This window comes from Klebsiella pasteurii (assembly GCF_018139045.1).
Taxonomy (GTDB): domain Bacteria; phylum Pseudomonadota; class Gammaproteobacteria; order Enterobacterales; family Enterobacteriaceae; genus Klebsiella; species Klebsiella grimontii.
In genome coordinates this window covers 1,073,315-1,094,917 of the sequence record NZ_CP073236.1, presented here as the reverse complement: position 1 = coordinate 1,094,917, position 21,603 = coordinate 1,073,315, and the positions used below count along the sequence as shown (strand labels likewise).

11 protein-coding genes are annotated in these 21,603 nt (G+C 57.1%); 8 read left to right on the top strand and 3 right to left on the bottom strand.

Annotation, left to right across the window (positions count from 1 at the left end; translation table 11 throughout):
* Nucleotides 1-20 precede the first annotated feature (20 nt).
* Nucleotides 21-6,119 (bottom strand): non-ribosomal peptide synthetase, encoded by a 6,099-nt coding sequence (locus tag KCG39_RS05150; protein ID WP_211811562.1) that lies wholly within the window; start codon nucleotides 6,117-6,119, stop codon nucleotides 21-23.
* A gap of 183 nt (nucleotides 6,120-6,302) precedes the next feature.
* Nucleotides 6,303-7,262: a yersiniabactin transcriptional regulator YbtA gene (ybtA, locus tag KCG39_RS05145; RefSeq protein ID WP_004120333.1), complete on the bottom strand. Its 960-nt coding sequence runs from the start codon at nucleotides 7,260-7,262 to the stop codon at nucleotides 6,303-6,305.
* Nucleotides 7,263-7,518: 256 nt separating this feature from the next.
* Between ybtA and ybtP the strand changes: the two genes are divergently transcribed.
* From ybtP to KCG39_RS05125, 4 genes are read left to right on the top strand one after another with little or no spacing between them, the layout of a single operon-like run.
* Nucleotides 7,519-9,231 carry a yersiniabactin ABC transporter ATP-binding/permease protein YbtP gene (gene ybtP, locus KCG39_RS05140; RefSeq protein ID WP_185910506.1) on the top strand — a complete coding sequence of 571 codons (1,713 nt, stop codon included), beginning with the start codon at nucleotides 7,519-7,521 and terminating at the stop codon, nucleotides 9,229-9,231.
* Nucleotides 9,218-11,020 (top strand): yersiniabactin ABC transporter ATP-binding/permease protein YbtQ, encoded by a 1,803-nt coding sequence (gene ybtQ / locus KCG39_RS05135; RefSeq protein ID WP_142468270.1) that lies wholly within the window; start codon nucleotides 9,218-9,220, stop codon nucleotides 11,018-11,020. The genes ybtP and ybtQ overlap by 14 nt, the downstream gene beginning before the upstream one ends.
* The gene (gene ybtX / locus KCG39_RS05130) at nucleotides 11,013-12,293 is read left to right on the top strand and encodes a yersiniabactin-associated zinc MFS transporter YbtX (protein ID WP_142468269.1); all 1,281 of its coding nucleotides are present in this window, start codon (nucleotides 11,013-11,015) and stop codon (nucleotides 12,291-12,293) included. The genes ybtQ and ybtX overlap by 8 nt, the downstream gene beginning before the upstream one ends.
* Nucleotides 12,294-12,320: 27 nt before the next feature.
* Nucleotides 12,321-13,631, top strand: coding sequence for a salicylate synthase (locus KCG39_RS05125; RefSeq protein WP_211811561.1), 1,311 nt, complete (start codon nucleotides 12,321-12,323; stop codon nucleotides 13,629-13,631).
* 69 nt (nucleotides 13,632-13,700) lie between these two features.
* Here KCG39_RS05125 and pgtP read toward each other — a convergent pair whose 3' ends face one another.
* Entirely contained in the window at nucleotides 13,701-15,092 is a 1,392-nt protein-coding gene (pgtP, locus tag KCG39_RS05120) for a phosphoglycerate transporter PgtP (RefSeq protein WP_049112074.1), read from the bottom strand.
* A 394-nt stretch (nucleotides 15,093-15,486) separates the two neighbouring features.
* Here pgtP and pgtC point away from each other — a divergent pair, with 394 nt between their 5' ends.
* The 4 genes from pgtC to KCG39_RS05100 all read left to right on the top strand — a co-directional run bounded on the left by pgtC (nucleotide 15,487) and on the right by KCG39_RS05100 (nucleotide 21,599).
* A complete protein-coding gene (pgtC, locus tag KCG39_RS05115) occupies nucleotides 15,487-16,719 on the top strand; it encodes a phosphoglycerate transport regulator PgtC (RefSeq protein WP_032741843.1) in 1,233 nt (410 codons plus the stop codon).
* Nucleotides 16,716-18,725: a two-component system sensor histidine kinase PgtB gene (gene pgtB / locus KCG39_RS05110; RefSeq protein ID WP_142468268.1), complete on the top strand. Its 2,010-nt coding sequence runs from the start codon at nucleotides 16,716-16,718 to the stop codon at nucleotides 18,723-18,725. Before pgtC ends, pgtB begins: the two co-directional genes overlap by 4 nt.
* On the top strand, nucleotides 18,715-19,965 hold the full coding sequence (gene pgtA, locus KCG39_RS05105; RefSeq protein WP_004120366.1) for a two-component system response regulator PgtA: 1,251 nt from the start codon (nucleotides 18,715-18,717) through the stop codon (nucleotides 19,963-19,965). The genes pgtB and pgtA overlap by 11 nt, the downstream gene beginning before the upstream one ends.
* Nucleotides 19,966-20,315: 350 nt before the next feature.
* On the top strand, nucleotides 20,316-21,599 hold the full coding sequence (locus KCG39_RS05100) for an HAAAP family serine/threonine permease (protein ID WP_004120369.1): 1,284 nt from the start codon (nucleotides 20,316-20,318) through the stop codon (nucleotides 21,597-21,599).
* Nucleotides 21,600-21,603 lie beyond the last annotated feature (4 nt).

The window sequence follows — 21,603 nt, the reverse complement described above, 5'->3', positions numbered from 1 at the left end:
AAAAGTCAGTTTGTATCGCGTCAAAGGCGCCGCTGACGCCGGCGAACCGGCCGCACGCGTTTGGTTTGCTCCTCCAGGGCTACGCCGGCCAGATAATTGGCCAGCGCGACAGGAGAAGGGTGAGTGAACAGGTCAAGCAGCGTCAGGGCAGCGAATTCGTGACGTTGTAACAAAACGTGCAGCTGCACCAGATTCAGCGACGTGGCGCCCGCCTCAAAAAAGTTCTCTGCGGGTGCGACAGGTTCGCCAACCACCTCACGAAAGGCGTCGCAAATCAGGCTGACGCTGCTCTCGTCCGCCGCGACCCGCGGCTGAGTGCGCTCAGGGCGCAGCCGGTGGGCGCGTTGCTCCGTGACCTTAAGCGGGGGAACCAGGTCGGCGAGCGACAGCTGCCAGCTGCTGTCATCCTCCGCCATTCGGTTAAGCAAGGCGCAATACTGTGCAAACTGGCGCTCCACCTGCCCGTCAGGAAACAGGGCGGCGACAAAATCCCAGTTAAAGCGCAGTTCCCCTTCAGATTCATAAACCTGGTGATCGAGCCAGACCTGCGGCGTCTGGGATATACCCCACACCGGTTTGAGCAGATTGCGCTGGGCAAGGAAGTTATCCTGCTCAAAGCCCAGCGCGCTGGTAAAGACGACGGGCATTGGGACAGCCGGTACGTTTTGCCGCCGCGCCAGTTGCCGCATCACGCGTATTGCCGATACATCGCGGTGGTTGAGGCTCTCGCTTAGTCGCTGCTGCAATAACCGCGCGCTTTGCAGCCAGCTCTCGCCGGGATGCCAGCTCAGCAGCATCAGCGAAGTAAAGTCGCCCAGGATCTGGTTGATTTGCGGGTGCAGCGGTCGTCTGTCGAAAAGCGTAAGGTTAAGCGTGAAATCGGGCTGTGCGCTCCATGCAGCAAGAACCGTTGACCACACGGATAACAGTACGGCCGACGGGGTGAGATGAGCGTCAGCCGCCCGCTGTTTCAGGCGACGCCAGCGCGCGCTGTCCATTGCACCATTGAGCCGTGCGAAGCGCGGCGTCTCAACGTCCTGAGGCAAGCAGCGTAGCGGTAACGCAGGCGCCGGAGGAATATCATCTAGCTGCGTTTGCCACCATGCCAGAGAGTCGGGATTGGGCGTCTGCAGCGCGGGTTGCTGCAGATAATCCCTGAAGGTAACGGGAAGCGGCGGTGGCAGCTGCTGCGGATAGCGATAGCCGTGTTCCAGTTCCGACAACAGGATCTGCATGCTCAACCCGTCAAGCAACAGGTTATCCAGACACAGCCACAGGCGGGCGGGCATCCCGTCGACGAACCCGACCTGGAGATCGAATACCGGCCAGACTTCAGGGTTGAGAACCTGATGCGCCAGTCTGTCGCGTACCTGTAGCGCCTCTTCGGGGCTGTGCAGAATGTGCGCGGGTATCACCCACGGGGGAGTCTGTTCGAGAACCCGCTGTTGTCCATCCCGCACCACGGCGCGCAGCATATCGTGGCGGGCGATTAACCGGTTCCAGACCTTCTCCAGCCGGTGAATATCCAGATCGGCAATTTCAAATTCAACAAAGAAGTGTGAGCCTACGCCGCCAAGGGCAAAGCCCGGCTGACGCCCGACCAGGTAAGCCTGCTGCACGTCAGTCAGCGCGAAAGGCCGGTAGCGTTCTTCAGGGGAGTGGACAAAGGGTTGTTCAACAGGGAGGTCGGTTTTACGCAGCGTGGCGGCAAAATCAGCCAGCCGGGGGTGATTAAACAGGTCGCTTAATCGTGCTTTATAACCCGCCTGGTGGAGCTGTCCGATCAGCCTGGTGGCTAGCAGGCTATCACCGCCATGCTGGAAGAAGTCGGTTTCTCTGCTGACGGCGCCCATCGACAAGAGCGGCTGCCAGATGACGGCAACCTGCTTCTCAATATCGCCCAGGGGTAAATCCGCTTCAGTCCGGTTTTCAGCTTCCGGGGTATGACAGCGCTTTAGCGTCTGATAGTCAATTTTGCCGTTCGCCGTCAGCGGTAAGGCGTCAAGTAAGACGATCCGTTTCGGTACCATCCACCCCGGCAGACGTTCGGCGAGAGCGGACTGCAGCTGACGAGGATCGCGGCGTACCTGGCTAACGGGGCATTGTACGAGGAAGCGCTGCAATCCCTCGACTTCATCGCCGTGCTGGCAGTTGAAAGCGGCGGCGGTAAATATCGCCCCCCAGTCAGCGCTATTGTGAAGCAAGGCTTCGGGCTGATCATCGGTTAACAGAAGCGTGCTGAGCAGGGCGGAGGGCGTTAACTGACGAAACTCCAACACGTAGAGCAGCGCGCCTGGAACGGCCAGCTGCTGTAATGCCGCGAGGAGCCCGGGCTCTTCCGGCAGCAGACGATGCAGGGCGTTATTCAGCCAGATAATGTCCGCCGAATGAGCATGCGCCGCCAGCGTGTCTGCACTCCAGAGGGCGAGACGGGCGTCAGACCACGGTGCAAGCCGCTGTCGGGCGCTCAGCAGCAGCTCCTGGCTGTGCTCGAGCCCGACATACTCAATCTCGTCAGCGCTAAGCCGGGTTAGCAGGCACTCTGCGGCGCGGGCGGTGCGGACACCCACCTCTAGCAGGCGTACCGGGCGCTGTAAACGCCGGGAAAGCTGTTGACAGATTTTCGCCAGTTCCTCGATATACAGGGCGCTGGCCGGATGGTCGAATGCCAGACTTTCCGGCGACCACCGCGCATCGTTCAGTAATGACAGTTCGTGGCGAGCGCCGCGAAGGATCTGCGTTAAGGTGAGGTCATGCCCGCTGAAAGAAGGAGGGTTATTCTCCGGCGCTTCCCCCGCACAAACCTGATAACCCTCAGCGGCGGGCCGCAGCCGCTGTTGGGTCACGAGAAAAGCTAACCAGCTTTCCACCACGGCCCGCCAGCGAGGCTGGATAGCGAGAGCATTCATCAGGGGAAGCGGATCGGCGCCAGGAGTTTGACCCGGTTTCAGTTTTAACAGGCGATGCTGAAGAAAATCAGCGACCTGGCCGGCGGAGATTTCTGGGGGGCAGACACAGCAGGACAGCGTTCCGGCAAGCCCGCGCCACTCCTGGGGCAGCGCCGGGTCCCGATGATGGGTAACACAGAAAGCCGAACCCTGAGGCACAACCCAGGCCGCCAGGGTCTTTTCTTTTTCGCCGATTGCCACAACGGTTGACTGTTTCACTCCCGCCAGCTGGCTGAGCGCACTTTCGATTTCACCCAACTCGATGCGATATCCCCCGACTTTGACCTGCTTATCGCGACGACCGAGGAACTCTAACGTACCGTCCGGCCAGTAGCACCCGAGATCGCCGGTGCGATACCAGCGCGCGTTCGATTGCGTCACAAACTGCTGCTCGCTGCGTACAGGATCGTTAAAGTAGCCTTCCGCGACTCCGATACCGCCAATCCACAATTCGCCCGGAACCCAGTCCGGGCAGTCCCGGCCCAGTTCATCCACCACCCGGTAACGTTGGTTGGCCAGCGGAAAACCATAAGGGATGGCGCGCCAGTGGTCAGGGACCCGGTTAATTTCACAGGCGTTAGACCAGATAGACGCCTCGGTGGCGCCGCCCATGGCGATAAACTGTCCCTGAGGGCGGAAGGCGTGATAGCGGGCAGGGAGATCGAGGCCGATCCAGTCGCCGGAAAGCATGACCGCCCGCAGTTTCTCCGGCGCGGCGTCGGCGAAACCTTCACACCAGGTCAGCAGCATATCGAACAGCGCCGGGACGCTGTTCCAGAGCGTAACCTGATGACGCTGGATCAATTCGCACCATGCGTAAGGATCGCGCCGTTGATTTTCCATAACGATAACCAGCGCGCCGCCGGCGCTCAGAACGCCAAAAATGTCGTAAACCGATAAATCAAAATGCAGGGCGGAGAGGGCCAGCACTCTGTCTCCGGGACCCACCTGGTAACGAGTATTGATATCGCAGCAGGTATTCAGCGCTGCACGGTGAGAAATAACCACGCCTTTCGGCGTGCCGGTCGACCCGGAGGTATAGATAATGTAGGCCGGCTGCGTCGGCGCGCGCGCCGCCTGGTCGGCTAGCGGCTCCGCCTCAATGGCCTGCTGCCAGGTCAGGTGGGGAATATCGTCTGACCTGGCGCTGGCGTCGTGCTGGCAGGTGAGCACCAGCCGGACGTTGGCGTCGGTGTAGATTTTCCCGCGCCGCGCGGCGGGCTGGTCGAGCGAAACCGGAACGTACACCGCCCCGGACAGCAGAACGGCGAGGACCGCAACCAGCTGTCCCGCGCCTTTCGACATTGTAATAGCGACATTGTCGCCGGGCTGAACCCCGCACGCGATTAACCTGCCAGCGCAGCGGCGCGCATTCTCGGTCAGCTCACGATAATTCCACTGATAATGCGCGTCCGTTACCGCCAGCGCCTGCGGCTGCCGGAGGGCGATGCGGAAAATGCCTTCATGCAGCAAGCCTTGAGGAACGGGTGCGTCGGTTGCGTTAACCCGTTGACGTATCTCCCGCTGGCTTTGGGGCATCCTGTCCGCGAACGGCTTCTTCCAGGCGCTTTCATCATCGCAGAGTTGGTTAATCAGCTGGCAGTAGGCGTTGAACAACGTCTCGACCAGCGCCGGAGGGAACAACGCGTCATTGCTATCCCATTGTAGCCAGACCTCGCCCCGATGCTCGAACGCCAGATGATCTATCCAGACCTGCGGCGTCTGCGAGATGCCCCATTCCGGTTCGCCCAGCGGCGACTCATCGCGGCTGCTGTACAGGGAGCGCCCAAGATTGCTGGTAAATACCACCGGGGCGCCGTGGGGATGGCTTTGCTGGCGTTTGAGTTCACGAAGGAGCTCGACGCCGGACCAGTGGCGATGCTCCCAGTCCTCAGTAAACGTGAGCTGGTTTTTACGCGCCAGGTTGCTGACGGTATCGCCATCGCAGGCGGTATCCAGCAGAAGAATATTGGTGAAGTCGGCAAGCATTGCGTCAACCGCCGGGTGCAGCGGCTGGCGGTCAAATAACGTGATATTGAGCAGCAGCCGGGTCAGGCCGCCCCAGCGCGCCAGAACGGCAGCAAAACAGGTCGCCAGCGCCATAGTCGGCGTCACGCCATTCTCACCGGCCCGTTGGCTAAAGGCGTTCCAGCGTGTTGTCGGGACAATCATGCGGCGTCGGGTATTACGGACTTCACGCAGCGTTGCGGGTTCGCAGGCTAGCGGTAAAACCGGCGCGGGCGGCAGCGTCGATGCTTTCGCCAGCCAGTAGGCGCGCGCTTTGTCGAGCAGCGGCTGATTGATCTTCTGCTGATGCAGCAAATAAGCGCGGAAATCATAGCGGGCGTCGCCGGGCGGTAGCGACTCTCCGGCCAGCAGGGCGTTAAGTTCATCGAAGAACAGCGTAAAGCTGGAAGCGTCCATAATCAGCAGGTCGATATTGACATGGAGGCGGTGGCGATTGTCCGGCAAGAGCGTCAACTGGAAATCGAAGGTTTCACCCATTTCCACGCGTAAAAGACGGTGGCTCAGGCGCTGGCGCAATGTTTCCAGATAGGCCTGGCGGTTTGTCTCGTCGGTCTGGCGTAAATCATGAACGGTGACGCCGTTCCAGTGTGGCTGCGGTAGCCAGACCTGCTGCCCGTCAGCGCGAAAGGCTATATGCAGCATCGGGTGGCGTTGCAGTAAGATCGTGATGGCCTGTTCCAGCTGTGGCGCCGTGAGATAATGGCCGACAAACTCCTGATACAGATGGCAACCGACGCCGCCCAGCGTCTGTCCGGGCATTCGGCCCGTCAGATAGGCATGCTGTACCGGCGTCAGCGGGAAGGGGGTACGCTCGCTCATGACTGGCCACGCCGCGTCAGCCGGGGAGCTTGCATTATCCGGTTTTTCACCCGAACGGATGCGCATCAGCTGGCGCCATGCTGCCAACGTGGGGACGGCATACAGCTCGCGAAGGGTGAGACGGTAGCCCTTTTTACGAAACCAGTGTAACCATCTCATTAATCTTATGGAGTCCAGGCCCGCCTGGATCAGATTGCTCTCTTCTTGTAACTGCTGCGGCGCTAAATTCAGTTCCTGTATTAACAGTTCGCGTAATTGTTGATAATCAGCCGCTTCGCCGTTGTCCGATAACAGCGGATCCTGAGAGGGTGCGCCAGAAATCATTCTTCCTCCTGATGGCACGTCATACCAAAAGCATTGCGTATATGAGAATAATTATTATTAACAATTGAGCGCTACCCGAATCGGGTTTATTTATGCCCGTTTCGGTTTCACGGTCGGCAAAAAAAAGGTCCGGATGGCGAATCCGGGCCTTGTTAACGGAGGGGGTTCTGGGGTGAGTCCTGGTTAGATCACACGTTTGAAGGTCGACGGGGTGACGCCAAACTGCTTCTGAAATGCGGCGGAGAAATGGCTGGCGTTGGCATAGCCTAGATCCGCCGCCACCGTCATAACGGAAGTATTGCCATTAGCCAGCCGTCTTCTTGCCTCCTGCATGCGTTCGGCCTGAAAAAGTCCATAGACGCTGTTGTTGAACAGAACGCGAAATCCCCGCTTAATTTTAAGCACGCTTAAACCGGACTCTCTGGCGAGTTCGGTGACCCCCGGCGCCTGCGTCAAATCGGCCAGCAGCAGATCCTTTGCCCGCAGCAGTTTCTGGCGTTCCATCGGATTGAAGTGGCAGGAGGAACAGCTGGCGTCCTCGCGATGTTCATCCAGCACCAGGCTGAGCATCACCAGACTTTGTCCCTGTAGCCATAACGTCGACGGTTTTTGTTCATGAGTGAAGCCGCCGTGCATCCGCATCAGCGCATGACGCAGGGCCTGAGCCGTTAGGTGAGTTTCGGCATTACAACGTTGCTGCTGGCAACAGCAGTGGGAGTCGATCTTATTTTTAATGACCGAGCTAATATCCGGCACCCACAGCGCGAGGGCTTCAGGGCTGAAAGAGAGCGTAATGCTCTCGAACCGGCCGCAGTAGGAGGCGCTGCCGCGGCAGTCCGGCGTATGGGTAATGTAATGACGATCGCGCGCGAGTTCCCAGTCGGTGTGGCGGCTGTGTCCCTGGATCGCAAAGCGCGATGTGCCTTCCAGAATGCAAGAGAAGTTAATCCTGCCCAGGTCGTCGTGCAGCTGCAACGTCTCAGGCTGAGCAAAGTGGCCCCGCCAGAGCAAAATATCCATACCTTCCTGCAGCGAGCAGCGCAGCAGCTCACACTGGGCAGGAATAGTGCCGTCGTTCGCGGGTTTTCCAACCACTAGCTGGTGAATAGAGATGGCAGATTGCGTATGTGGTGACTCCGTCATGACCGGGTTATCTCCCTGTGGCTTAGACCAATGCGGGTATAAATAGAACCGAATGGGGTAGATGAGTAATTGATAATGGTTATTATTCACATTAATTCCCGGAACGCCACCTTGAAATAGTGTTTTTGGCGTCCATAAAAATTCATCAGGAAAATCAGCCACTCCCATGTCATCTCACTCATCCAACACTGAATCGCTGTCCCGATTTCCTCTTTGGCAGGTGATTACCCCGGTTCGCCGGAAGGTGCTCCTGGCTATGGCGCTGGCAGGGCTGGCGGCCTTAACCAGCCTGGGGGCGCTGCTTTTTCTGGCATGGTGCCTGCGCGATCTGCGCGGGGCGCCTGACTTCATCCCCGTCTGGCCGCTGAGCGGCGTAGTTGGCTGCGTGATAGCGACCTTTATCCTGCGCCTGCAGGCGTTCAATACCTCTCATTATGCGGCTTTCCATCTGGAGAATATTCTGCGCAGCAGATTAGCCCACAAGACCCTACAGCTTGCGCCGGGCGCGTTACAGCAGATGGGCAGCGGATCGGTGACGAAAGTGATGCTGGATGATGTGAAGTCGTTACATATTTTTGTTGCTGACAGTACGCCGCTCTATGCCCGCGCCATAATCATGCCGCTGGCGACTGTTGTTCTCGTATTCTGGCTGGACTGGCGACTGGCCATCGCGACGCTGGGGGTACTGGCGTTTGGTTCGGTGGTGCTGTTACTCGCCCGGCAGCGCTCGGAAAACATGGCTCAGCGTTATCATCAGGCGCGTGAACGGGTCAGCGCCGCGGTGATTGAGTTCGTACAGGCCATGCCGGTTGTGAGGACTTTTGATAGCGGCAGTACCAGCTTTTTGCGCTATCAACATGCCCTCGAAGAGTGGGTCGATGTGCTCAAAAGCTGGTATCGACAGGCCGGATTTTCAGCGCGTTTTTCATTCTCGATTCTGAACCCGCTGCCGACCTTATTCGTTCTTATCTGGTGCGGATACGGCCTGCTGCACGCTGGTAGTCTCGATTTTATCGCCTGGGTAGCCGTATTACTGATAGCCAGCGGAATGGCCGAAGCGGTAATGCCGATGATGATGCTTAATAACCTGGTCGCGCAAACGCGTTTAAGCGTTCAGCGTATCTATCAGGTTCTCACGATGCCGGAACTTTCGCGCCCGCGAGCCGATCGACAGCCGAAAGAGGCGAGTATCACCTTTGAGCAGGTAAGCTTTCATTATCCGCAAGCGCGGACTGGCGCCGCGTTGCAGGAGGTAAGCTTTCACGTGCCTGTCGGGCAAATTGTGGCGCTGGTAGGGCCAAGCGGCGCCGGGAAAAGCACCGTGGCGCGGCTGCTGCTACGTTATGCCGATCCCGACAAAGGCCATATTCGTATTGGCGGCGTGGATCTGCGCGATATGCGGATAGAGACCCTGATGAAGCAAATCTCGTTTGTGTTTCAGGACAACTTTCTTTTTGCCGACACGATCGCCAATAACATCCGTCTGGGCGCGCCGGATACGCCGCTGGAATCGGTGATAGCGGCGGCCAGAGTGGCGCAGGCGCATGAGTTTATTAGCGCGTTGCCGGAGGGTTACAGCACGCGAGTCGGGGAACGAGGGGTATTCCTCTCCGGCGGGCAGCGGCAGCGCATCACCATCGCCCGGGCGCTTTTGCAGGACCGTCCCATTCTGGTGCTTGATGAAGCGACGGCGTTTGCCGATCCGGAAGGTGAAGCGGCGCTTATCAAAGCCCTCGCGGCTGCCATGCGCGGCCGGACGGTCATCATGGTCGCGCATCGTCTCTCCATGGTGAGTCAGGCCGATGTGATATTGCTGTTTTCCGACGGTCAGCTTCGGGAAAGCGGGAGCCACGGGCAGCTATTGGCGCAGGGTGGCCTGTATCAACGGCTATGGCAACGCTATCAGCAGGCGCAGCAGTGGGCGCCGGGTGGAACGCAGGAAGAGGCGGAGCAAAATGAAAGTCACTAACCCGGCGGATAATCTGGCCTGGCGCGCGATCTGGCGCCAGCTTATCTCCAGCGTGGGCAGTCAGGTGGGAACGCTGCGGCGCAGTCTGTTTGCTCTGCTGCTGGCGGCATTGATGCAGGGGATCGCCTTCGCCTGCCTCTATCCGATCGTTGATGCGCTGCTACGGAATGAGGCATCTCGACTTCTTCACTGGGCTTTGGCCTTCAGCATTGCGGCGTTTGTGACGCTGGCTCTCCGCTGGTATGGGCTGGGCTTTGAATACCGCGGGCATCTGGCGCAGGCCACCCATGAACTGCGTCTGCGCCTGGGCGAACAATTACGCCGCGTGCCGCTGGAGAGGCTCCAGCGCGGCAGAGCGGGCGAAACGAACGCCTTGTTGCTGGGCTCCGTGGATGAAAACCTCAACTATGTGATTGCGATAGCCAATATTTTACTGCTGACCATCGTTACGCCGCTGACGGCGTCGCTGGCGACATTGTGGATCGACTGGCGGTTGGGGCTGGTGATGCTGCTGATCTTCCCCTTGCTGGCGCCGTTTTATTACTGGCGCCGCCCGGCGATGAGGCGACAAATGCAGACCTTGGGCGAAGCGCACCAGCGGCTGAGCGGGGATATTGTTGAATTTGTGCAGGGGATGGTGATATTGCGTACCTGCGGTAGCGATGCTGATAAAAGCCGGGCGCTGCGGGATCATTTTAACGCTCTGGAAAACTTACAGACCCGCACTCACCGCCAGAGCGCGGGCGCGACGATGCTGATCGCCGGCGTTGTGGAGCTGGGACTACAGGTGGTGGTGTTGTGCGGAATCATCTGGGTGGGCACGGGCACATTGAACCTCGCCTTTCTGATTGCCGCCACCGCGATGATTATGCGTTTCGCTGAACCGATGGCCATGTTTATAAGCTACACCTCGGTGGTGGAACTGATTGCCAGCGCCTTACAGCGTATTGAGCAGTTTATGGCGATCGCGCCGCTTCCCGTTGCAGAACGCGGAGAGATGCCGGAACGTTACGATATCCGCTTTGACAATATTCATTACCGCTATGACGACAGCGGCGATCCCGCGCTCAATGACCTCTCTTTGACCTTTCCGGCGGCCAGTATGAGCGCGCTGGTGGGCGCTTCCGGCGCAGGTAAAACCACGGTCAGCAAACTGTTAATGCGCTATGCCGATCCGCAGCAAGGGCGGATTTCTATCGGCGGCGTCGATATTCGTCGCCTCACGGCGGAACAGCTCAACAGCCTGATTTCCGTCGTATTCCAGGATGTCTGGCTGTTTGATGACACATTGCTGGCGAATATCCTGATTGCGCGCCCGCAGGCGACCCAGCAGGAAGTAGAAGAGGCCGCCCGCGCGGCGCAGTGTCTTGAATTCATTACCCGCCTTCCTCAAGGCTGGCTGACGCCAATGGGCGAGATGGGCGGACAGCTATCGGGCGGCGAGCGCCAGCGGATTTCCATTGCCAGGGCCTTATTGAAAGATGCGCCGATCGTCATTCTTGATGAGCCGACCGCCGCGCTGGATATCGATAGCGAGCTGGCGGTACAGAAAGCTATCGATAACCTGGTTCACAACCGGACGGTGATTATTATCGCCCATCGCCTGTCTACCATCGTCGGGGCAGGAAATATCCTGGTGATGGAGGAGGGCAAAGTGGTTGAACAGGGCACCCATGCGCAGTTGCTCTCTCTTCATGGGCGTTACCAGGCGCTGTGGCACGCGCAAATGGCCGCCCGCGTCTGGCGCGCCGAAGGGGTTTCCACGTCAGAGGAGGTGGCGCATGAGTGACGTTCCGTCGAATGTGAAACCGTTGACGTTAACCACCGGGCGGGTGATTTTCGCCATTGCCGGCATCTATGTGACACAGAGTCTGGTATCGGCGCTCTCGATGCAGTCCTTACCGGCGCTGGTGCGCGCTGCTGGCGGATCGCTTGCGCTTGCCGGGGCCACAACCCTGTTTATGCTGCCCTGGGCGCTGAAGTTTATTTGGGCGCCGTGGGTCGAGCGCTGGCGGCTACCTCCTGGCAGCCCGCAGCGCCGTTCCCGCATGCTGATCCTGCGCGGGCAGGCTGCGCTCGCGGCGATCCTGGCGATTGCCGCCGCGATTGGCGGGACAGGGCGAGAAGGCGTATTGCCCGAAACGATAGTCGTCGCGCTATTTGCGCTGTTTATGGTGGCGGGTACGGTCGCCTCCACTATTGATATCGCCAGCGATGGTTTTTGCGTCGATCAGCTGACCCGCGCAGGGTACGGTTGGGGAAACAGCGTGCAGGTCGGCGGCAGCTATCTGGGAATGATGTGCGGCGGCGGGGTGTTTCTGATGCTGTCGGCGACCGTCGGCTGGCCTGCGGCCATGCTGATGATGGCGGCGCTGATCCTGGTCTTATCCGTACCCCTGTGGCGCGTTGCCGAACCAACGCGCGCAGCATCTGTTCCGCATGTTCCGGCATTGGGTTATGCGCTTAGAAGGCGAAAGGCTCGTCTGGGCTTAATGCTGGTATTGATGCTGAATTCCGGCATGCGGTTTGTGCTGCCTCTTCTGGCGCCGTTGCTGTTGGATCATGGTCTGAGCATGTCAGCGCTCGGCGCGCTGTTCAGCGGCGGTAATATTGCGGCGGGCATAGCCGGAACGCTGGCGGGTGGATTGCTGATGAAATACCTCTCACCCGGCAGAGCGCTGTTTACGGCTTATGGCGTGCAGGGCATCGCGCTGCTGGCGGTAGTGATGACGCTGAAGATAGCGCCGGGTCCTCTACTGCTGCCGATTCTCCAGGTATTGATCGTTGTTCAATCTGTTTCGCTGGCCTGCGCGTTGGTCTGTCTTTACGCCACGCTGATGGCGCTTTCTTCTCCTTTGCAGGCCGGTGTCGATTTTACGCTCTTTCAATGTACTGACGCCGCCATCGCCATTCTGGCCGGCGTAGTCGGCGGCGTTGTCGCGCAGCGCTTTGGCTATACGGCCTGCTTCCTGTTTGCCGGCTTATTCACGTTGCTGGCGGCGTGGATTGTTTCTATCAGACTGCGTTCGGCAAAAGAACTGATGACAAGCTCAATTGATTGATTCGGGAATAACACAGAGAGGTAAGGGATGAAAATCAGTGAATTTTTACACCTGGCGTTACCAGAGGAGCAATGGCTGCCGATGATTTCTGGCGTCTTACGTCAGTTCGGAGATGAAGAGTGCTATGTCTATGAGCGCCAACCTTGCTGGTACATAGGTAAAGGATGCCAGGCGCAACTGCAGATTAATGCCGACGGCACCCAGGCGACATTCATTGATGATGCCGGAGAACAAAAGTGGGCGGTAGATTCGATTATCGACTGCGCGCGTCGTTTTATGACGCATCCGCGGGTAAGAGGATGCCGGGTATATGGCCAGGTTGGGTTCAACTTTGCGGCCCATGCGCGGGGAATGGCCTTTGATGCCGGCGAGTGGCCGCTGCTAACGTTAACCGCTCCCCGTGAAGAACTTATTTTTGAGAAGGGAAATGTTACCGTTTACGCGGACTCCGCCGACGGATGCCGCCGTCTGTGCGAGTGGGTAAAAGAGGTCGATACGGCGACACCATGCGGGCCAATGGTTGTGGATACCGCCCTGGACGGTGAAGCGTATAAACAGCAGGTTGCGCGCGCCGTTTCGGCGATCCGCCGCGGCGATTACGTTAAAGTCATCGTCTCACGCGCGATTCCTCTGCCTGCGCGAATTGATATGCCCGCTACGCTGCTATATGGACGGCAGGCCAACACGCCCACCCGTACGTTTATGTTTCGCCAGCAAGAACGCGAGGCGCTGGGTTTTAGTCCGGAACTGGTGATGTCGGTGACGGGAAACAAAGTGGTCACTGAGCCGCTGGCGGGCACCCGCGATCGCATGGGCGATACGGCGCATAATCAGGCAAATGAGAGGGAGCTGCTGCACGACGGTAAAGAGGTGCTTGAGCATATCCTCTCGGTCAAAGAGGCCATTGCCGAACTGGAGGCGGTTTGCCAGCCCGGCAGCGTAGTGGTCGAGGATTTGATGTCGGTTCGCCAGCGCGGCAGCGTCCAGCATCTGGGGTCTGGCGTCAGCGGCCAGCTCGCGGAAGATAAGGATGCCTGGGATGCGTTTACCGTGCTGTTTCCGTCAATTACCGCGTCAGGTATCCCTAAAAAAGCGGCCCTCAACGCGATCATGCAAATTGAAAAAACGCCGCGGGAGCTCTATTCAGGCGCAATCCTGCTTCTGGAAGATACGTGCTTCGATGCGGCGTTAGTGCTGCGTTCCGTGTTTCAGGATAGCCAGCGCTGCTGGATACAGGCGGGGGCGGGTATCATCGCGCAATCTACGCCGGAGCGCGAACTGACGGAAACCCGGGAGAAATTAGCGAGCATTGCGCCCTATTTAAAGGTGCCCGCATGACGGTCATCGACCCTGTTTAAGGTGAAAAGTGCCAGCAAGCTGGCACTTTCTTTTCCCGGATTCAGGCGTTTATCGTGCGTCGGCCAGCGCCAGCTCGGCTTCTTGCTGCTGCGTGTTCTTACGCTGTTGCTCAAGCTCCAGCGCGCCGCGATGAGAGAGGTAGCAGAACAGAATGCAGCAGACGATCCCGCCCATCAGCAGATAGAACCCGCCGTGCCAGCCCATTTTATCCACCATCACGCCAAACAGGCTGGTGCCTAACGATGCGCCAAAGATGTAGCTCATAAATCCGCGCAGTCCCACGGCGGAGCCGACGGCAAAGCTGGGAACAATTTCCATAGTCTGGACGGAGGCCAGAAACTGCGGCACGTAAATCAGGCAGCCCACTATCGCCGCGAACACCGTCACCATCAGCAGAGATTCGCTTTTCCAGTAGCCGATCAGGCAGATGAAAATCAGCGCCATACAGATCATGGCAAGCGGCATGCGCCGTCCTTTGAACAGCTTGTCGGAGAGCCAGCCCGCCAGCAGGGTGGAAGGAATCGCCGCCCATTCAAAGAACAGGAAGGCGACGCTCATCTGCTCTTTGGAAAAATGTTTCACCGTCAGCAGATAGATAGGCAGCCAGCTGATCATGCCGAAACGCACCATATAGACAAACACGTCCACAAGGGAGACATACCAGGCGTTTTTGTTGCGCAGAACGTAGGTGCAGAAGATCTGGAATGCGCTCATATTCTCCGGCGCCTTTACCGCGTGTTTAGCGTTAAGCACCACCTTTTCTTCCGGCATCATCTCTTCCAGCGCAGGCAGGCCTTCCTCGCGCGGCGAACCTTTACCCAGCGCCAGTACGCTCAGGGCGAACACCACTGCCACGCAGGCCGGGACAATGTAGCTGGCGCTCTGCCAGTGCTCGGTACCGAGAATCGCAAACGCGGCGCCGACGATCGGGGCGACAATCCCGCCGCCGACGTTATGGGAAATGTTCCAGAAAGCCCCCACGCGACCGCGCTCCCGGCGAGGGAACCAGTTAGCGATGGTGATAAAAGAGGGGCCGACGCCCATCCCCTGAAACAGACCGTTCAGAACGACCAGCGCAGCGAAGAGCCAGAACGCGGTGCTGAACCCCAACCCGACGTTGACGATCGCGCACAGCACCAGGCCGCAGGCCATAAAGACTTTCGGGCTGGCTTTATCCGCCAGGCTGCTCATAACGCCTTTGCTGATCCCGTACGCAATGAGCATACAGCTGCTGAGCAAACCGATCTGCGTGGCGCTCAGATCTAACTGCTCTTTCAGATAAGGCGTGGATAAGGTGAAATTGTTGCGCACAATATAGTACGCCAGATAACCCAGAAATACGCTTAGCAGCGCCTGCATGCGGTAGCGGCCATAAGTTGCCTGCACTTTTTCAGCAGGCACTTTATTCGCCGACGGTCCTTTTTTTAATATTGATAACATGTCGTCACCTGTATTTTATATTGCTATGAAGGTCAGGAGTGGTCGGCATGAAGAGTGAAATAAGCGGGTATAAAATTCAAATCATCAAAATGAGTCAAAATTGACTCAACTTGATGAATTAAGGTGTTATTTTTGACACATTGAACATCAATAAAATCGCGGCTAATTAATTTAACGCGGATTTTATGTCAGGCTTGTGCGGATATTAACAAATTCCACATTCATTATCTGGTAATCTTTCCTGAGATTTCCGGTTGCCAATACAACTATTTTTCCGCTGGCGATGATTAATCCGCCAGGCGTCATAAACGGGTAAGTTTTGTCTCAACGCTATTTTTTCGGTATTTCAATATTTATGAACGGGATCACAAACAGGTTTTTTCGTCGGGGCGGGATGCTCAGCAAAACGTGGGCGCTGTGGCTGCTGGCCGCCGGGTTTAGTCCCTGTACGGCGCAAAGCGAAGAACTGGTGATGGCGACAACGTTTTCTCCCGGCGCCACCGCGTGGATTATCGCGCGCTGGCAAACGGAACCGGGGTCGGTGATGATTCGTACACTCAACCGCACCAGCGCCTCGCTGGAACAACTTCTTGATACGGCAAATGCGGAAAACGTTGATCTGGTTCTGACCTCATCACCGATGTTGCTGCAGCATCTTCAGGAACATCAAAAGCTGGCGCCGTTCAACGGCGCGCCGGCAGGCAGCCAACATCTGGTGCCGGAATCCATTCGTTCAACGTCCGTTGCCGTGGCGATGTCGGGGTTCGGTTTACTGATTAACCGCTCGGCGTTGACGACGCGGCATCTGCCCGCGCCAGCGGACTGGGACGATCTCACCGATCCCCGCTATCAGGGGGCGCTGCTGATGAGCAGCCCGTCGCGCTCGGACACCAATCATCTGATGGTAGAGTCGCTGTTGCAGCAACAAGGCTGGGTTAAAGGATGGCAGACGTTGTTGGCAAGCGCGGGAAATCTGGTCACGATTTCATCGCGCAGCTTTGGCGTGGCGGATAAAATTAAAAGCGGGCTGGGAGTGGCCGGTCCGGTAATTGATAACTATGCCAATCTGCTGTTGAACGATCCGCATCTGACCTTTACCTATTTTCCGCAGTCGGCCGTTTCGCCAACCTATGTCGCGGTGCTCAAAAACAGTCAGCACGCCAGCGAAGCGCGGCGCTTTATTCGCTATTTGCTCAGTCCGGAAGGGCAGCGGATCCTCGCCGATGCCAATACCGGAAAATACCCGGTGACGCCGCTGGCGGCGGGTAATCCGCGGTCAGCGCAGCAGGCGCGGCTGATGAATCAACCGCCGTTGGACTATCGCCTGATCCTCAAGCGTCAGCGTCTGGTTCAGCGAATGTTTGATACGGCCATCAGCTTTCGTCTCGCCCAGTTGAAAGATGCCTGGCGGGCGCTGCACAGCGCGGAAGCCCGTCTTAAGCGTCCGCTGCCAGAGATACGCGCGCTGTTAACCGGCGTCCCGGTCGACCCGGCGAGCAGTGAGGATGTAGCCTGGCTGGTGCAGTTCGACAGTAAGAGCTTTGCCGAGCAGCAAATGATGGAGTGGCAGCTCTGGTTTCTCAATAACCAGCGTCAGGCGATCGCAAAACTGGAAGAACTCAAATGATGGGCCGGTCCATATTGCAACGTTTGCGGCAAATCAGCATCAGCGCCAGCCTGCGCGGGGCTTTTCTGATGGGCGCGCTGCTGACGCTGATTGTCAGCGGCGTCAGCCTCTATTCATGGCATGAGCAAAGCTCGCAGATACGCTATTCGCTCGACGAGTATTTTCCCCGCATTCACTCCGCTTTTCTGATTGAAGGCAATCTCAATCTGGTGGTCGATCAGCTCAATGAGTTTCTGCTGGCGCCGAATACCACGGTGCGCCTGCAGCTGCGTAACCAGATTATTCAGCATCTGGATAAAATCGAGCGGCTGAGTCAGGGATTGTCACCCGCTGAACGCCGGCAGCTGAAGGTGATTTTGCAGGACAGCCGCGCGCTGCTGTCGGAACTGGATCGCGTGCTCTATAACATGTTTCTGGTGCGCGAAAAGGTCGGGGAGCTGTCCGCGCGTATCGACTGGCTGCACGACAATTTCACCACGGAGCTGAATTCTCTGGTGCAGGATTTTACCTGGCAGCAGGGAACACTGCTCGACCAAATTGAAGCCCGGCAAGGCGATGCGGCGCAGTATCTGAAACGCTCCCGGGAAGTGCAAAACGAGCAGCAGCAGGTCTATACGCTGGCCCGCATCGAGAATCAAATCGTTGACGATCTGCGCGACAGGCTAAATGAACTCAAGTCCGGAAATGACGATGGTATGCTGGTTGAGACGCATATCCGCTATCTCGAAAACCTGAAGAAAACGTCGGATGAAAATATTCGCGCGCTTGACGACTGGCCGAGCACGATCACCCTGCGACAAACTATTGATGAGCTGCTGGAAATCGGCATGGTGAAAAATAAGATGCCGGATACTATGCGCGACTATGTCACGGCGCAAAAAGCGTTAATGGACGCCAGCCGGGCAAGAGAAGCCACTTTGGGACGTTTCAGGACGCTGCTTGAGGCCCAACTTGGCAGCAGTCATCAGCAAATGCAGATGTTTAATCAGCGTATGGGGCAGATTGTCCGCGTCAGCGGCGGGTTGATCCTGGTGGCGACGCTACTGGCGCTGCTGCTGGCGTGGGTATTGAATCATTATTTTATTCGCTCGCGGCTGGTGAAACGCTTTACCGCGCTGAATCAGGCGGTGGTGCAGATTGGGTTAGGCCGGACGGATGCGACCATTCCAGTGTATGGACGGGATGAACTGGGGCGTATTGCCGGTTTGCTTCGCCATACGCTGGGTCAGCTTAACGCGCAGAAACAGCAACTTGAACAGGAGATCGGCGAGCGCAAAGCGATCGAGTCCGATCTCCGCGCTACACAGGACGAGCTGATCCAGACCGCAAAGCTGGCGGTGGTAGGGCAGACGATGACTACCCTGGCGCATGAGATCAATCAGCCGCTGAATGCGCTGTCGATGTACCTTTTTACGGCGGGACGGGCGATTGAGCAGGGGCAGGCAGAGCAGGCGCGAACGACGCTAAGTAAAGCGGAGGGGCTGATTAACCGCATTGACGCAATTATCCGCTCGCTACGACAGTTCACCCGCCGCGCAGAACTGGAAACGCCGCTGCATCCGGTCGATCTGCGGCAGACGTTTATGGTGGCGTGGGAACTACTGGCGATGCGCCATAGGCCGCAGCAGGGAACGCTGATGCTACCGGATGAAACCGTCTGGATCCGCGGCGATGAAGTGCGGGTCCATCAGGTACTGGTGAACGTGCTGTCGAATGCGCTCGACGCCTGCCCGAACGCCGCGAAAATTACTGTGAGCTGGCAAATGCACGGCGACACGCTGAGCGTGTTGATTGCCGACAACGGCCCCGGCTGGCCTGCGGCCTTGCTACCTTCATTGCTGAAGCCGTTCACTACCAGTAAAGATGTGGGGCTGGGGATTGGGCTGTCAATTTGCGTTTCTCTGATGACGCAAATGGAAGGGACGCTGCGCCTGGCGTCGACGTTAACGCGCAACGCCTGCGTGGTGCTGCAATTCAATTTAACGGATGCAAAAGATGTTGAGTAATGAGTGTTCGATTCTGCTGATTGATGATGATGCCGATGTGCTGGATGCCTATACACAGCTGCTTGAGCAGGCGGGTTATCACGTCCATGCCTGCGATAATCCCTTTGCGGCGCGGGAGTGGGTGCAGAGGGACTGGCCCGGTATTGTGCTGAGCGATGTCTGCATGCCAGGCTGCTCCGGCATCGACTTGATGACGCTGTTTCATCAGGATGATGAGCAACTGCCGATTGTGCTTATCACCGGGCATGGCGACGTGCCGATGGCGGTAGACGCGGTGAAAAAAGGAGCCTGGGATTTTTTGCAAAAGCCGGTCGATCCGGGAAAGCTGCTCTCGCTGGTGGACGCCGCGTTGCGCCAGCGGCAAGCGGTGATCGCGCGTCGCCAGTACGGCCAGCAAAAATTACGGGTTGAGCTGATCGGGCGCAGCCAATGGACGGAACAGTATCGCCAGCGCTTACAGCAACTGGCGGAGACGGATATTGCGGTCTGGCTTTACGGCGAACCGGGAACCGGCCGTATGACCGGCGCACGTTACCTGCACCAGCTGGGGCGTAACGCCGACGGTCCGTTTATCAACTGCGAATTGACTGCGGCCAACGCCCATACGCTGAATGACGCGATCGCCCAGGCGCAGGGCGGAACGCTGGTATTAAGCCATCCGGAGCACCTGACTCATGAGCAACAACATCAGCTGGTACAGGCGCAGAGCCATGAGAAGCGGCCTTTTCGCCTGATTGGCATCGGCAACGCTTCGCTGGTGGAGCTGGCGGCCAGCAGCCAGATTGTGGCGGAGCTCTATTACTGCTTCGCGATGACGCAAATTGCTTGCCTGCCGCTCACTAAGCGGCCTGATGATATCGAGCCGCTGTTCCATCACTATTTGCAGAAAACCTGCCGGCGGCTGAATCATCCCGTCCCGGAGGTGGATAGCCATCTGTTGAAAGGGATGATACGCCGGGTGTGGCTGAACAACGTCCGCGAACTGGCGAACGCAGCCGAACTGTTTGCGGTGGGAGTATTACCGCTCGCGGACACGGTGAATCCACAGATGCACGTTGGAGAACCCACTCCGCTCGATCGCCGGGTCGAGGATGTTGAACGGCAGATCATTACCGAAGCGCTGAATATCCACCAGGGGCGGATTAATGAAGTGGCGGAGTATCTGCTCATCCCGCGTAAAAAACTGTATCTCAGAATGAAGAAATATGGCCTGAGTAAAGAGCACTATAAGGGATTTTAGGGGCCGCAGAAGAGGAGGGGAGTAATATTCGGTTACTCCCCAAATTTTGATTTTATTAATCGTATGACAAATAATGTTTGTTATCTCCGGGTTCGCCAGCTATAAATATTCAAGAGATTAACCACCCGCGCTAAAATAATAACGTCTTAAAAATGATACTTTAAAAAATATAAAAATTTCAGTATTAATTTTGATGCGTTAAAAGTCACCGCTATCCATCAGGTTATGTGATCGCTGTTAGCGAATTAGCATAGTCGCATTTAATAAAATAGCCAAATAAACACAGCGTTTTTATTACCTGCATCAGAATCAATAAATTCTGACCCTATTTTTATTACTGAGGCCATATTATGGAAACCGTTCAAAATACCCTCGTCGCTCGCGAGAGCAGCGGCTGGAGAAAGAGTGATACCGTCTGGATGCTGGGCCTGTACGGTACCGCGATAGGCGCAGGGGTGCTTTTCCTGCCGATTAACGCCGGGGTTGGCGGCTTAATTCCGTTAATTATCATGGCAATTCTTGCCTTTCCAATGACCTTTTTCGCCCACCGCGGTTTAACCCGTTTTGTGCTGTCAGGAAAAAATCCGGGGGAAGATATTACCGAAGTGGTGGAAGAGCATTTCGGTACCGGGGCAGGTAAACTCATTACGCTGCTCTATTTCTTTGCTATTTATCCGATTCTGCTGGTCTATAGTGTCGCCATTACCAACACGGTCGATAGCTTTATTACTCACCAGTTGGGTCTGGTGTCTCCGCCGCGCGCTATTTTATCGTTGATTTTAATTGTCGGGATGATGGGTATTGTCCGCTTTGGCGAAAAAATGATTGTTAAGGCCATGAGCGTACTGGTATTCCCGTTCGTGTTTGCTTTAATGATACTGGCGCTGTATTTGATACCGCAATGGAATGGCGCGGTACTGGATACCCTGTCGCTGAGCGGCGCTTCGGCTACGGGGAATGGGCTGTGGATGACCCTGTGGTTGGCTATCCCGGTGATGGTTTTCTCCTTCAACCACTCGCCGATTATCTCCTCTTTTGCAGTGGCAAAGCGTGAAGAATACGGCGAGGACGCCGAGCGCAAATGCTCCCGTATTCTGGGCTTTGCCCACATTATGATGGTGCTGACCGTGATGTTTTTCGTGTTCAGCTGCGTGCTGAGCCTCTCCCCGGAAAACCTGGCGGAAGCGAAAGCACAGAACATCTCCATCCTTTCTTACCTGGCGAACCACTTTAACGCGCCGGTGATTGCCTGGATGGCACCGATCATCGCGATGATTGCGATTACCAAATCCTTCCTCGGCCACTATCTCGGGGCGCGTGAAGGTTTCAACGGCATGGTGATAAAGTCTCTGCGCGGTAAAGGCAAATCGATCGAAATCAACAAACTGAACAAGATCACCGCGCTGTTCATGCTGGTGACCACCTGGATTGTCGCGACCCTGAACCCGAGCATTCTGGGCATGATTGAAACGCTGGGTGGCCCGGTCATCGCGATGATCCTGTTCCTGATGCCGATGTATGCCATCAACAAAGTACCGGCTATGCGCAAATATAGCGGTCACATCAGCAACGCGTTCGTGGTTGTGATGGGACTGATTGCCATCTCCGCCATTTTCTTCTCTCTATTCAGCTAAGTTT